Origin of the sequence: Winogradskyella psychrotolerans (assembly GCF_018860565.1) — a bacterium.
Taxonomy (GTDB): Bacteria; Bacteroidota; Bacteroidia; order Flavobacteriales; family Flavobacteriaceae; genus Winogradskyella; species Winogradskyella damuponensis.
Genome location: NZ_JAHKPS010000022.1, coordinates 419,375 through 433,684, shown reverse-complemented (window position 1 = coordinate 433,684; position 14,310 = coordinate 419,375). Strand labels below are relative to the sequence as shown.

11 protein-coding genes are annotated in these 14,310 nt (G+C 34.4%); 7 read left to right on the top strand and 4 right to left on the bottom strand.

The genetic code is table 11. The features are described from left to right. Positions 1 to 12 precede the first annotated feature (12 nt). The 3 genes from KO504_RS10825 to panC are packed head-to-tail and all read right to left on the bottom strand — an operon-like array spanning position 13 to position 2,192. Entirely contained in the window at positions 13 to 972 is a 960-nt protein-coding gene (locus KO504_RS10825; RefSeq protein ID WP_215926778.1) for a lysylphosphatidylglycerol synthase transmembrane domain-containing protein, read from the bottom strand. Positions 973 to 976: 4 nt separating this feature from the next. After that, on the bottom strand, positions 977 to 1,327 hold the full coding sequence (gene panD, locus KO504_RS10820) for an aspartate 1-decarboxylase (protein ID WP_215926776.1): 351 nt from the start codon (positions 1,325 to 1,327) through the stop codon (positions 977 to 979). Positions 1,328 to 1,340: 13 nt separating this feature from the next. Continuing rightward, positions 1,341 to 2,192 carry a pantoate--beta-alanine ligase gene (panC, locus tag KO504_RS10815; RefSeq protein ID WP_215926774.1) on the bottom strand — a complete coding sequence of 284 codons (852 nt, stop codon included), beginning with the start codon at positions 2,190 to 2,192 and terminating at the stop codon, positions 1,341 to 1,343. A 109-nt stretch (positions 2,193 to 2,301) separates the two neighbouring features. Here panC and KO504_RS10810 point away from each other — a divergent pair, with 109 nt between their 5' ends. The 7 genes from KO504_RS10810 (at position 2,302) to KO504_RS10780 (ending at position 13,304) form a co-directional block, all read left to right on the top strand. Beyond that, positions 2,302 to 3,114 carry a glycogen/starch synthase gene (locus tag KO504_RS10810; protein WP_215926772.1) on the top strand — a complete coding sequence of 271 codons (813 nt, stop codon included), beginning with the start codon at positions 2,302 to 2,304 and terminating at the stop codon, positions 3,112 to 3,114. Between the two features lie 9 nt (positions 3,115 to 3,123). Continuing rightward, a complete protein-coding gene (locus KO504_RS10805) occupies positions 3,124 to 4,821 on the top strand; it encodes a DUF4270 domain-containing protein (RefSeq protein WP_215926770.1) in 1,698 nt (565 codons plus the stop codon). 9 nt (positions 4,822 to 4,830) lie between these two features. Continuing rightward, positions 4,831 to 6,678, top strand: a complete 1,848-nt coding sequence (gene glmS / locus KO504_RS10800; protein WP_215926768.1) for a glutamine--fructose-6-phosphate transaminase (isomerizing) — start codon at positions 4,831 to 4,833, stop codon at positions 6,676 to 6,678. A 173-nt stretch (positions 6,679 to 6,851) separates the two neighbouring features. After that, positions 6,852 to 9,584: a TonB-dependent receptor gene (locus KO504_RS10795; protein ID WP_215926766.1), complete on the top strand. Its 2,733-nt coding sequence runs from the start codon at positions 6,852 to 6,854 to the stop codon at positions 9,582 to 9,584. Positions 9,585 to 9,594: 10 nt separating this feature from the next. After that, positions 9,595 to 11,232 (top strand): G-D-S-L family lipolytic protein, encoded by a 1,638-nt coding sequence (locus tag KO504_RS10790; RefSeq protein WP_215926764.1) that lies wholly within the window; start codon positions 9,595 to 9,597, stop codon positions 11,230 to 11,232. Between the two features lie 190 nt (positions 11,233 to 11,422). Then, positions 11,423 to 12,931, top strand: a complete 1,509-nt coding sequence (atpD, locus tag KO504_RS10785) for a F0F1 ATP synthase subunit beta (protein WP_215926762.1) — start codon at positions 11,423 to 11,425, stop codon at positions 12,929 to 12,931. 97 nt (positions 12,932 to 13,028) lie between these two features. After that, entirely contained in the window at positions 13,029 to 13,304 is a 276-nt protein-coding gene (locus KO504_RS10780) for a F0F1 ATP synthase subunit epsilon (protein ID WP_115815700.1), read from the top strand. Between the two features lie 71 nt (positions 13,305 to 13,375). On the opposite strand, the gene KO504_RS10775 is transcribed toward KO504_RS10780, so the two are convergent. Beyond that, positions 13,376 to 14,143: an XRE family transcriptional regulator gene (locus KO504_RS10775; RefSeq protein WP_215926760.1), complete on the bottom strand. Its 768-nt coding sequence runs from the start codon at positions 14,141 to 14,143 to the stop codon at positions 13,376 to 13,378. Positions 14,144 to 14,310 lie beyond the last annotated feature (167 nt).

Sequence of the window (14,310 nt, the reverse complement as noted above, 5' to 3'; positions counted from 1 at the left end):
TAAAAAATATTTCTATACTGTTGTTTTCTTTCTATTGAAAATAGGCAAGTATAATAATGATAAACCTCCTAAAACAACAATAACTAATGTTTGGGTAGACCACATTATCCAGCCAAAAGCTCTACTTGGATCATCTGCCATACCAAATAACGAAAAGGCAATAACTACAGCTTCTGGAAACGAACCTATACCTCCATTTGTGGCTGCAATACTAAAACTAGCGAGTATAAATCCAATAAGAATAGCTACAATTGGTATGTTTTGCAACTCTGGTAATGCAAACGTGGTAACGTAAAACATAAGCACATACATTAGCCAAATAAAAAACGTATGACCTATAAAAGCCCATTTCTTTTTCATTTTAAAAATACTAAAAGCACCCTCTATAAGACCTGAAACAAATCCCTTTACTTTTAAAGCAAATTTAGACCTACTCTTCTTTACAAATAGCAATACCAACAGTACTCCTAGTAGCAATACAGCAACACCTAGTAATAATGAGGAAGGATTAAATTTTTTGGAAAAAAAATCATAAATAAATTCAAACTCTAAAAAAAAAGCGATGGCAACTATTGAAAGTAACATGATAGTATCAGCCACACGCTCTGCAACAATTGTCCCAAATCCTTTATCAAAAGGAATCCCTTCATAATTGGTTAAAATTGAAGCTCTAGCTATTTCTCCGGCTCTTGGAATAGTAAAATTTATAAGATACGCAGAATAAACTGCCATAATGCTATTGCCAAAATTAGGTTTAAACCCTAAAGGCTCTACCATATAAATCCAACGATAAGCTCTAGACACATGGCTAAGAATTCCCATAACAACACCAAGAATAATCCAACTATAATTAGCGTCCTTGAAATACTGTATTAAAATAGGAATCGAAATTTTAGATAAAGAATACCACACTAAACCCACTCCTAAGAGTAAGGGTAATACAACTTTTAGGATAGATTTTGGCTTACTCACCTACTTATTTTAGAAGATTTGTAGCTTCATCTGGGAAAACCAAACAAGGCTTAAATACTTTAGCGTCTTCAATATCCATAAACGCATATGTAATAAGAATTAAGGTGTCGCCAACAGCAACCTTACGTGCTGCAGCACCGTTTAAAGTAATTTCTCCACTTTTTCTAGGACCAGGAATACAATAGGTTTCTAAGCGCTCACCATTGTCATTATTAACAATCTGAACTTTTTCTCCTTGTATAATATTTGCCGCATCCATTAAATCTTCATCAATAGTAATACTACCAATATAATTTAGTGCCGCTCCCGTAACCTTTACACGGTGAATTTTTGATTTTACAACTTGTATTTGCATATTACAAAGATAATTAATTTAATGCGATATTATCTATAAGTCTGATATCACCTGCATATACTGCTATAAACGCCCTATATGACTTTTTTATTGACTTTCTTTTTACTGGTTTTAAGGTTGTTATATCTGCAATAATAAAATACTCTAATTCTAAAAGCGATTGTTTTTCAAATTGCATATAAACCCATTCCGTTACTTCTTTAGCACTTTTTGTGCCAAACTTTGCTTTGGCAGCTTCTAATGTTTTATATATAAAAGGAGCAATTTCTCTATGTTCCGGTGTTAGTCTCGCATTTCTAGAACTCATTGCCAAACCGTCTTTTGCCCTATGAATTGGACAACCAACGATAGTTACAGGTATGTGGTGTAACTCAACTAATTTTCTAATAATTTGTAATTGCTGAAAATCTTTCTCACCAAAATAAGCAAAATCCGGTTTTACAATCTCAAATAAACGCTTAACAATAGTACCAACACCATCAAAATGACCTTGCCTAAAAGCACCTTCCATTTTATGTTCTAACCCATCATAAAAAAAAGATTCCGATGCTATATTATCATCATATATATCTTCAACACTTGGTGCATAAGTAATGATTTTATGATCACTAACGGTTTTCAATAACGCAATATCTGCGTCTAAGGTTCTTGGGTATTTAACCAAGTCATCCTTATTATCAAACTGAGTAGGGTTTACAAAGATACTAACAACAACGAGGTCGTTTTCACTCAATCCTTTATTTACCAATGACAAATGCCCTTTATGCAAAGCTCCCATTGTTGGCACAAACCCAATTGAGCTTCCTTTTGCTTTTAAAGCACTTATGTAATTTGATAATTCGGTTTTATTCTGAAAGTTTTTCAATGTCGTAACAAAAATTTAACGCATGCAAACATAATATAATACTAGCAATCTGCACAAATTTTTGTAATTTTGCATGTTTTTTACTATTAATTTCAAAAGCAGCAGATTTATGAAAGATAAACGAATATTGTATGTGTCCTCGGAAGTTGTTCCATATTTACCAGAAACTGAAATCTCTTCAATGTCATTTGAAGCACCACGAATGGTAAACAAACAAGGAGGTCAAATACGAATATTTATGCCTCGCTTCGGAAATATTAATGAAAGGAGACACCAATTACATGAGGTTATCAGACTCTCTGGTATCAACTTGGTAATTAATGATTTAGACATGCCTTTAATTATAAAAGTAGCATCAATACCTAAAGAACGTATTCAGGTCTACTTTATAGATAATGAAGACTACTTTAAAAGAAAAGCCACTTTGACAGATGAAAACGGAAAACTATTTTCCGATAATGACGAACGTGCTATTTTCTTTGCTAAAGGTGTTATCGAAACAGTTAAAAAATTAAACTGGGCTCCTGATATTATTCACGTTAATGGTTGGTTAGCCTCACTACTACCTTTATACTTAAAAGAGTTTTATAAAACAGAACCTTTATTTACTGAAAGTAAAATTGTAACCTCTGTATACAATCAAAGCTTTGAAGGCACGTTAGATAAAAGCATGCTCTCTAAAGTGAATTTTGATAGTTTAGATGCGGAAGCAACAAAACTATTAGAACAACCTAATTATATAAATTTAATGAAAGTTGCAATTGATAATTCTGATGCTATCATTAGAGGCTCTGAAGAATTACCTGAAGAATTAGACACTTATATTAATGATTTAACAAAACCTGTTTTAGACTATTATTCTATTGAAGAATTTGCAGACCCTTATACAGAGTTTTACAATAACACTGTCTTAAACAGTTAATTACCACCTATGAAAAAAAATAGAATTGCCCTACAGATCATAGCATTTACTTTAATAGTCATAACTTTTATTGCTTGCGATAAAGACTATGCCAATCTAGAATCTGATGTTATAAACAACGATGTTGCTACGAATTTTGATATTCTTTCAAAACAATACGATGTCATTACTAAAACTAAAGCTTTTGATCCTATACTAAATCCCGTCCAAACAAATAATCTTGGTCTTAGTACTTTAGGTGTTTATGATGATATCTATGGCAGAACCACATCCAGTTTTGTAACACAACTTACAACTAGCACTTACGATCCAAATTTTGGTGATGATGTACAAATAGATTCTGTAGTCGTAACCATCCCTTATTACAGTACAGTTACTGGTGTTGATGATGATGGCAATACAACTTACGAGATAGATTCTGTAATCTCTAAAGGAGATAGTTATAAGAGCATTGTACTAAGAATCTTTGAAAACAACTATTTTATTAGAGATTTTGATCCTAATGCTGGCTTTAATGAAAATCAAGCTTATTTTTCTAATAAATCGGCTTCTACTTCTGAAATGATAACAAATTTAGAAGGAGAAGAACTCACTTTTGTTGATTACGATGATGAAACAGGAACTGATATGACTGTCGTTGGTAATGTTATAGATATAAATAACAATGGTCATGTGTTAAAAGACGTCAACAATTTAGATGATAATGGAAACAAACCTATACTATTTAGTCAAGCTCCAGCTATAAGAGTAATGTTAGAACCTACATTTTGGCAAAACAAAATCATAGACAAAGAAGGAGATATTGACCTAAGTAATCAAAACAATTTCCTAGAATATTTTAGAGGACTTTATTTTAAAGCAGAAGCTTACAATGATGATGGTAGCTTCCTCATTCTAGACACGAATAATAACAGTGCAAATGTCACAATATATTATAACCGACTGACACCATCTACTTCAGATGATGCTGACGAGAGAGACACAGCTGCATTTGTCCTCAATTTTGGTCCAAATAAAATTAATTTCTTAGAAACCGATTTCACTGTTAATGAAGAAGAATCTGACACAGGAGATAGTAAAATATATTTAAAAGGCGGACAAGGCTCTGTTGCCAAAATAAAACTTTTTGATGGTTTTTACGATGAAGAGGCTGGCATTACTAATTTTGAAAAATTTAGAGATGAGTTTGAGAGTTCTAAACGTTTGGTTAACGAGGCTAATCTTGTTTTCTATGTAGATAGAGACCTATTAGATTCTGCAAATGAAGACCCAAACAACGAACCTAATCGCCTATATTTGTATGACATAGACAATAAAACACCTTTAATCGATTATTATTTAGATGCTACCAACACTAACTTACCTTCGTTTTCGAAATATAATCACCTTGGTGCTTTAGAACGTGTAGATGAAGATGACCCAAGTAGTAAAGGTGTTAAATACAAATTAAAAATCACAGAGCATATCAATAATTTATTACTACGAGACTCTACCAATGTTGAACTTGGCTTAGCCGTTTCTCTAAATATTAATTTAGAAGATCCTAGCTTAGGCTTCACACAAAGTAAAGTACAAGGTTCTGATGAATTAGCTGTTCCTGTAAGTTCTGTATTAACACCAAGAGGTACCATATTACATGGTAACAACAGTGAAAATGAAGATAAAAAAGTGTATTTAGAAATCTATTACACAGAACCAAATAACTAAAAATAACCTATGTGCGGAATTGTTGGATACATTGGCCATCGAGAGGCTTATCCTATTGTAATTAAAGGACTTCAAAGATTAGAATATCGTGGCTACGATAGTGCTGGTATTGCATTATACGATGGCAACGCCATTAAGCTTTCTAAAACCAAAGGAAAAGTTTCTGACCTTAAAAATAAAATGGAAAGTGAAATTTCCACTGATGGAACTTTAGGTATTGGTCATACACGTTGGGCAACACATGGTGTACCAAATGATGTAAATTCTCATCCACATTACTCTAATTCTGGAAATTTAGTTATAATCCATAACGGAATTATTGAAAATTACGATTCATTAAAAAAAGAATTAATAAAACGTGGTTATACGTTTCAATCAGATACAGATACAGAAGTATTAGTTAATCTTATTGAAGATGTACAAAAAAGCGAAAATCTTAAACTTGGTAAAGCTGTTCAAATAGCCTTAAATCAAGCCGTAGGAGCATATGCTATTGCTGTTTTCGACAAAAACAAGCCTAATGAAATTGTTGTAGCCAAATTGGGTAGCCCATTGGCTATAGGTATTGGTGATGATGAGTTTTTCATAGCAAGTGACGCCTCTCCATTTATAGAATATACCAAAAATGCTATTTATCTTGAAGATGAAGAAATGGCAATTATCAGAAGAGGTAAAAATATAAAAGTTAGAAAAATTAAAAATGATGCTCTCGTAGACCCTTATATACAAGAACTTCAGCTTAATCTAGAGCAAATAGAAAAAGGTGGTTATGATCACTTTATGCTTAAGGAAATCTATGAGCAACCAAGCGCTATTTTAGACACCTTTAGAGGTCGCCTATTAAGCAACGAGGCTATTATTAAAATGGCAGGTGTAGAAGATAATATGAAAAAGTTCTTAGCAGCTGACCGTATTATAATTGTTGCTTGTGGTACATCTTGGCACGCTGGTTTAGTTGCAGAATATATTTTTGAAGATTTAGCCAGAATACCTGTAGAAGTAGAATACGCTTCAGAGTTCAGATACAGAAACCCTGTAATAACTGAAAAAGATATTGTTATTGCTATTTCTCAATCTGGTGAAACAGCAGATACGCTAGCAGCTATAAAATTAGCAAAATCTAAAGGTGCATTTGTTTTTGGTGTTTGTAATGTTGTAGGTTCTACAATCGCAAGAGAAACAGACGCAGGAGCATATACACATGCTGGCCCAGAAATTGGAGTGGCATCTACAAAAGCATTTACAACTCAAATTACAGTATTAACTTTAATAGCATTGCGTTTAGCAAGAGCCAAAGGAACAATGTCTAGTTCAGAATTTAGACAACACCTTATTGAGCTAGAAACTATCCCAAGCAAAGTTGAAGAAGCTTTAAAATCTGACGCTTATGTACAAACTGTAGCTGAAATTTATAAAGACTCTAAAAACTGTTTGTATTTAGGTCGTGGATATAATTTCCCAGTGGCTTTAGAAGGCGCTTTAAAATTAAAAGAAATTTCCTATATACACGCAGAAGGTTATCCTGCTGCAGAAATGAAACATGGACCAATTGCTTTAATAGATGAACAAATGCCTGTATTTGTTATTGCAACTAAAATGGGACATTATGAAAAGGTAGTTAGCAACATCCAAGAAATTAAATCTAGAAAAGGTAAAATTATTGGTATCGTTACAAAGGGAGATAAAAGTGTCAAGGAATTAGCAGATCACGTTATCGAAGTTCCAGAAACATTAGAGTGTCTTACACCTTTATTAACCACCATACCATTACAGTTATTATCTTATCATATTGCTGTAATGTTAGACAAAAACGTCGATCAGCCTAGAAACTTAGCGAAATCCGTTACTGTAGAGTAACCAAATCGATTATTAATATATAATTTATAAAGCCTAAAATTGAGAATTTTTCAATTTTTAGGCTTTATTTTTTTCAAAATATGCTATGCGCGCATAATTTTATGAGAATTTCTTATTGAATTTTCATATATTTAGTTAAATTGCTCATCTAACAAATTAACTAATTCTCTAAAATGAAGACAATCTTAAAGCTTTTCACGATGCTTTTTTGCGTAGTATCCTTTGCACAAACCACAGTTAAAGGTAAAATTATTGACAATACAGGACTTCCCTTACCTGGCGCAAATATTGTTATAGTAGGTACTAGCTCTGGTACAGTTTCCGATTTTGACGGTAACTATACTTTATCTGTAGATCAAGAACCTCCGTTTTCAATCCGTATAAGTTATACTGGCTTTGAAACAAAAACTATCGAAGTAACAACAAAAAACCAAACCGTAGATGTTACATTAAATGAAGGTAACTCACTTGACGAAGTTGTTATTTCTGCTTCTCGTACTCCAGAACGTATTTTTGAGTCGCCCGTTACCGTAGAACGTTTTGGTCTTAAAGAAATTAAAAATACAGCCTCTGCCGATTTTTATGGAGGTTTAGAAAACTTAAAAGGTGTCGATGTCAATTCGAGTAGTTTAACCTTTAAATCCGTAAACACAAGAGGTTTTGCCACAACGGCCAACACGCGCTTTATGCAATTAGTTGACGGAATGGATAATTCTACACCCGCTTTAAACTTCCCAATTGGTAACCTTGTTGGAATGGTAGAAACAGATGTTCAAAGTGTGGAGTTATTACCTGGTGCATCTTCGGCCTTATATGGCGCAAATGCATTTAACGGTATTTTATTTATGCGAAGTAAAAACCCTTTTGATCACCAAGGTATTAGAGTTTCAGTTAAGCAAGGTATAACCACTCAAGAAGCTGCTGGAGATAATGATTATACTGATATAAGCCTTAGTATGGCTTATAAGTTTAGCGATAAATTTGCTGCCAAAGTTAACTTTGGATATTTAAATGGTACAGATTGGGCCGCAACTAGCGAAGTCGATAGCGATGTCTTAGGTGGTACAAGAGCAACTAACCTAAACTATAACGGTATTAACGTATATGGTGATGAAGTATCAGCAAATATTAATGACTTAGCTGGTGGTACTGGTATTGTCCCAGATGTATTTGTTAGTAGAACGGGATATAACGAACGTGATTTAACAGAACATAAAGCTCAAAGTATTAAGGCAGATTGGGGATTATACTACCGTCCAATAGAGGATAGTAATTTCGAAATTCAATATGTAGGTAAAGTGGGTACAGGTACAACTATATACCAAGGAACTAACCGTTATAATATTGATGGATTCTTTCAAGAACAACATAAATTAGAAGTAAAAAATGACAACTTCTTTCTAAGAGGTTATGTTGTTGCAGATAAAGCTGGGGACTCTTATGATATGGTATTTACAGGAATCAATATCAACAGAGCATGGAAAAGTGATGAAGAATGGTTTGGAGATTACATAAACACCTATGTATCTGCAACCTTAGGTGGTGGTGCCACAGACGAGCAAGCGCATGCAGCGGCAAGAGCAGCTGCTGAAACAGGTAGATTTGAACCAGGCTCTACGGAGTTTAAAAATGCTTTCAATAGAATCATTAAAGATCCTAATCTAGCTACAGGTTCACAATTCCGTGATGCTTCTAAATACTACCACGCTGATGGTAACTATAACTTCAGTGATTTAATAGATTTTGCAGACATCCAAGTTGGAGGGTCTTACAGACAATATAAACTAAATTCCTTTGGTTCTATCTACACAGACTATGACGGAGAAATTGACTATAGTGAATTTGGTGTGTATACACAAATTCAAAAAGAGGTTGAACTAAATGAAGACATGAATTTAAAAATAACGGCTTCGGCACGTTATGACAAATCAGAATTTTTTGATGGATTCGTATCCCCTAGGGTATCATTAGGCTTAACCCTAAATGAAAATCATAACATTAGAGCTTCTGCTCAAACTGGTTTTAGAAACCCAACTACACAAGATTTATTTATTGGTTTAGATGCAGGTAGAGCAATCTTGGTTGGATCTGCACCAGATAATTTAGATCGCTACTCTAGAGATTTTACAGCGAGCAACGGAACTGTATACACACAAACTGGAGCTGCTGCATATAACAATTCTTACACAGCATCTTCCGTGCAACAATTGGCTGCAACTGGTGACCCTTCTGTTTTAACAGTAGCCAATCCAGACCTTGTATCACCAGAAAAAGTATCTTCAGTAGAAGTGGGTTATAGAGGAAAATTTAACAAAGTAACCATAGATTTTAGCACGTACTATAATAAATATAAAGACTTTATTTCTTCAGAAGTGGTTATAGCTCCATTATATGGTTCTGTGGCAGATGCTTCAGGAATTGCAGCCATAGCAAATAGTGATTATACCACTTATAGTGCATATACAAATTCTGATGTAGACGTTAATTCTTATGGTGCATCAATTGGGATATCAGCTAAAATCTTGAATAATTTCGATTTAGGTGGAAGTTACACCTTTACTAAGCAAGATTTTGACCAAGCAGCAAATCCTAATTTCGAAACCAATTTTAATACTCCAGAACACAAATTTAAAGCGCATTTTGGTAACACAGAATTGTTTAAAAATTTCGGTTTCAATGTCGCTTATAAATTTAGTGATGACTATTTCTGGGAAGCAACCTTTGGAGACGGTATTGTACCAGAGTTCCATACTGTAGATGCACAAATTAGCTACACCATTCCGACCTTAAAATCTACGATTAAGATTGGTGGTACTAATATAGGCGGAAAAGAATACTTTACCGTATTCGGATCTGGTTACATCGGTTCTATGTATTACGCTTCATGGACAATTAATAACTTATAAAAACAGTAAAATGAAAAACATTAAATATATATTATTAACAGCTGTCCTAGTTAGTTTTACAGCTTGTAATGACGAAGAAGATTTTGAAGATCAATTAGATAACTCAACGGAAGAGGTTGTATATCCAGACCTAAATCCTGGTACGGCAGATTTTTCTAATTATGTAGCTATTGGTAATTCATTAACGGCTGGTTTCACGGATAATGCTTTGTTTATCGCGAGTCAAGAGAATTCTATGCCAAATATGTTGGCACAAAAATTTGCTTTAGCAGGTGGTGGTACATTTACACAACCTTTAATGAATGACAATATTGGTGGTTTATTATTTGGAGGAAACCAAAACGAAGATGGCAGCTTTGGCCCTAGATTATATTTTGATGGTTCAGGTCCTGCAAGTTTACCTGGTATGTCATCAACAGAAGCATTTGCACCTTCATTAGGTTCTCAAAATAATATGGGAGTGCCTGGCGCGGCAAGTTTTCACTTGTTATATGATGGTTATGGTAATCCTGCAAACTTAGTTACAGACCCTCCTTCTGCTAACCCCTATTTTGTACGTATGGCTTCAAACCCTTCAGCAACAGTTTTAGGTGATGCATTAGCACAACAACCTACATTTGTTTCTTTATGGATTGGAAATAATGACGTACTAGGTTACGCTACGTCTGGTGGAGATGCTACATTAGCATCAATTACACCTAGTGATGGACCTCCAGGTGTTGGTTTTGATCAAACAATTGAAACTATTGTGGGCGCCTTACAAAACGCAGGAGTTCAAGGTGTTATGGCAAACATCCCCTATGTAACAACAATACCACATTTTACTACTGTACCTCATAATCCTTTAGACCCTACAAATCCAGATTTCGGTCCGCAAATACCTCTATTAAACTCTATCTTCGGTGCACTAAATCCTATTTTTGAAGCTGTTGATCCAAATAGAGCTATTGTTTTTTCAGAAACAGAGGCAAGTGCTGTAGTAATAAGAGATGAAAGCTTAGACGATATTTCTACAACAATAATTGATGCATTAAATGCAAGTCCAACTTTTCCAGCTTTTATAGCACAATTTGGATTACCTGCAGCAGCAGCTCCTTCAGTTGCCAATTTATTGGGTGTAACATATGGGCAAACGAGACAAGCTACGGCAGATGATTTATTAGTATTACCAAGTAGTAGTGTAATAGGAACCGTTAATATGGAATCAGTTGCTTCATTAATGAACCAAGGTCTTCCTCAAGCATTAGCTGGACAATTCTCAGTAGAAGGTGTTTCACTTCCTTTAGAAGACAAATGGGTATTACTACCAACAGAACAAGATGAAATTAATATAGCAACAGATAACTTTAACGCTACGTTAGAAGCGGCAGCAACCTCTGCTGGTTTTGCTTTTGTTGATGCCAACTCATTAATGTCACAATTAGATAATGGAGGTTACCCTGATGGAAACTTTATTTTAACATCTAGTTTAGTATCGGGTGGTGCATTTTCTTTAGATGGTGTACATCCAACAGCAAGAGGTTATGCATTACTTGCAAACCAGTTTATGAAAGCAATAGATGAGACTTACGGTTCTAACTTTGAGGCTTCAGGAAACTTATTAGATATAGGTAATTACCCTACTAACTATCCACCAACGCTTCAATAATATTATAAAAATTGATAAAAAAAACGCTCTCAAATTGAGGGCGTTTTCTTTGTTTAAAAAAGCCTAATTTTTGACATGGTATTTAAATTAAATCTTATATCTTTGCAGCGCGAAAAACCGAGGTACTCAAGTAGATTGATTAAGTCCGTTTTTCACATTTAAACAATTGCAAAACAAAAACATAAGAGTAATGTCAAAAGTTACAGGTAAAGTTGCACAGATCGTAGGTCCAGTTATTGATGTAGAATTCGCTGCTGGGTTAGAGCTTCCAAAGATTTATGATTCGTTAGAAATTAACAATCAAGATGGTTCCAAATTAGTATTAGAAGTACAATCTCACATTGGTGAAGATACAGTACGTACTATCGCTATGGATTCTTCAGATGGTTTAAGTAGAGGTACAGAAGTTCATGCTACTGGTGCTCCAATTCAAATGCCAGTTGGTGAAGATGTTTACGGACGTCTTTTTAACGTTATTGGTGATGCTATTGATGGGTTAGGAAATTTACCAAAAGCTGGTGATGCTGGTTTACCTATTCACAGACAAGCTCCAAAATTCGAAGATTTATCAACATCTACGGAAGTTTTATTTACTGGTATTAAAGTCATCGATTTAATTGAGCCTTATGCAAAAGGTGGTAAAATTGGATTGTTTGGTGGTGCTGGTGTTGGTAAAACAGTATTAATCCAAGAGTTAATTAACAATATTGCAAAAGGTCACGGTGGACTTTCTGTATTTGCAGGTGTTGGTGAAAGAACACGTGAAGGAAACGATTTACTTCGTGAAATGTTAGAGTCTGGTATTATTAAATATGGTGATGACTTTATGCATTCTATGGAAGAAGGCGGATGGGATTTATCTAAAGTTGATAAATCTGGAATGAAAGAATCTAAAGCAACTTTCGTATTCGGACAAATGAATGAACCTCCTGGAGCTCGTGCTCGTGTAGCACTTTCAGGATTAACTATAGCAGAATATTTCCGTGATGGTGCTGGTGAAGGACAAGGAAAAGATGTATTATTTTTCGTAGATAACATCTTCCGTTTTACACAAGCGGGTTCTGAGGTATCTGCATTATTAGGTCGTATGCCTTCTGCGGTAGGTTACCAACCAACATTAGCAACCGAAATGGGTGCGATGCAAGAACGTATTACTTCAACAAAAAGAGGATCTATTACATCTGTACAAGCGGTTTACGTACCTGCGGATGATTTAACGGATCCGGCTCCAGCAACAACCTTTGCACACTTAGATGCAACAACAGTATTATCTCGTAAAATTGCAGAGTTAGGTATTTATCCTGCGGTAGATCCATTAGATTCTACGTCAAGAATTTTGACTGCTGAAATATTAGGTGATGAGCACTATGCTTGTGCACAACGTGTAAAAGAGTTATTGCAACGCTATAAAGAATTACAAGATATTATTGCCATCTTAGGTATGGAGGAATTATCTGAAGAAGATAAAATGGCTGTAGGTAGAGCAAGACGTGTACAACGTTTCTTATCGCAACCTTTCCACGTAGCTGAGCAATTTACAGGTATTCCTGGTGTATTGGTAGACATTAAAGAAACTATTAAAGGGTTTAACCTAATTATGGATGGTGAATTAGATCACTTACCAGAAGCGGCATTTAACCTTAAAGGTTCTATCGAAGAAGCTATTGAGGCAGGAGAGAAAATGTTAGCTGAGGCGTAGACAAAGCTAATACTGGACTTGTTTCAGTATCTCACAAAAATAAAGGAAACATTAAAAGACCCTGAAGGAAATTCAGGGTAGTTAAACAAGTTTAACTATGTATTTAGAAATTGTATCACCAGAAGCCACATTATTTAGCGGAGAAGTTACTTCAGTAACAGTTCCTGGAGTAAATGGTGAATTTGAAATGTTAACCAATCACGCACCTATTGTTTCTATTCTTAAAGAAGGACATGTAAAAGTTGCTGGTAACGTTCAATTAGAAGAAGAAGTTGAAGCAAAATTCACTAAATCTGATAAAGGCGTTTGGTTAGCAATCAATTCTGGAACACTTGAAATGAAAGATAATAAGCTAATTATTTTAGCAGATTAATCCAATCATTATATAAATAAAAAGCGCGAAATGTTTCATTTCGCGCTTTTTTTATGTCTAATCGTAAAATATCACATACGTTTTACAGCTTCCAACTCTACTTTCAATTCTTGAAAGAGCATCATGATACTGCTTAATTTCAATTCTTTTTCATCGTATTCTTGAGTATTAATGCAGCATGTAAATTCCCAAATCTCTAAAATATTTTCACGTGCAATTAAATAAGGTTCATACGTTTTATTATCTGAGCTTAATAATAAATTTGAAGCATCACCTTCTGGAATATAAACCCGCTTATACACTAAACCATCATCCTTAGTTAATATAATATACGTGCGTCCGCTTTTAACATCCCTAATATCATCCACAAACTTTGCCACTATAAACGCACCATCTTTTACAGGTAACATAGAATCTCCTTTAATAGGAAATGCACGATGTGTCCCTGTTGGCAAAAATGGTAACTTAATTTTTTGAAGCTGTTCAATATATTCGGGATCATCATAACCAGACAAATAACCTGCAGATGCTTTTGCTGGTATAATCTCAATTAAATCCTCATTATCTTCGTTTACAGTTACAGGAAATAATACACGCTTGTTCCCTACTTCGATAAATGAGGTGTCTTTTGCTTTACGCAAATCGTTTTTAACCAAAATATCAATAGGAATATCAAAGAAGTTAGACAGGTCTATTAAACGGTCTATTGGCGGCTCAGAGCGTCCTTCTTCATAAGACCCCACAACAGAGCGTGTCCAGTTAAGTTCGTCCGCAAAACGTTCCTGAGACAGTTTCTTTAGCGTACGCAAATGTTTTATATTGGCCTGAATTGGTTTCATATTTATTTCCCAAGAAAGTGGGAAGCTTATTTTATTTAATATTAATTACTACAAAACTAAGCAATAAAAACTACATATAATAGCCAATTTTAAAAACCAATACAACATCTTAGCAATACAGTTAAAACCGCAATGCTTTGCATATAAAACTAAATTTAAAAGATTGA

What these genes read in the sequence shown, in the direction of transcription:
- KO504_RS10775 (WP_215926760.1), bottom strand. Translation starts at nt 14,143, where the DNA reads ATGAAACCAATTCAGGCCAATATAAAACATTTGCGTACGCTAAAGAAA.
- KO504_RS10795 (WP_215926766.1), top strand. Translation starts at nt 6,852, where the DNA reads ATGAAGACAATCTTAAAGCTTTTCACGATGCTTTTTTGCGTAGTATCC.
- KO504_RS10790 (WP_215926764.1), top strand. Translation starts at nt 9,595, where the DNA reads ATGAAAAACATTAAATATATATTATTAACAGCTGTCCTAGTTAGTTTT.
- KO504_RS10810 (WP_215926772.1), top strand. Translation starts at nt 2,302, where the DNA reads ATGAAAGATAAACGAATATTGTATGTGTCCTCGGAAGTTGTTCCATAT.
- KO504_RS10805 (WP_215926770.1), top strand. Translation starts at nt 3,124, where the DNA reads ATGAAAAAAAATAGAATTGCCCTACAGATCATAGCATTTACTTTAATA.
- atpD (WP_215926762.1), top strand. Translation starts at nt 11,423, where the DNA reads ATGTCAAAAGTTACAGGTAAAGTTGCACAGATCGTAGGTCCAGTTATT.
- KO504_RS10780 (WP_115815700.1), top strand. Translation starts at nt 13,029, where the DNA reads ATGTATTTAGAAATTGTATCACCAGAAGCCACATTATTTAGCGGAGAA.
- panD (WP_215926776.1), bottom strand. Translation starts at nt 1,327, where the DNA reads ATGCAAATACAAGTTGTAAAATCAAAAATTCACCGTGTAAAGGTTACG.
- glmS (WP_215926768.1), top strand. Translation starts at nt 4,831, where the DNA reads ATGTGCGGAATTGTTGGATACATTGGCCATCGAGAGGCTTATCCTATT.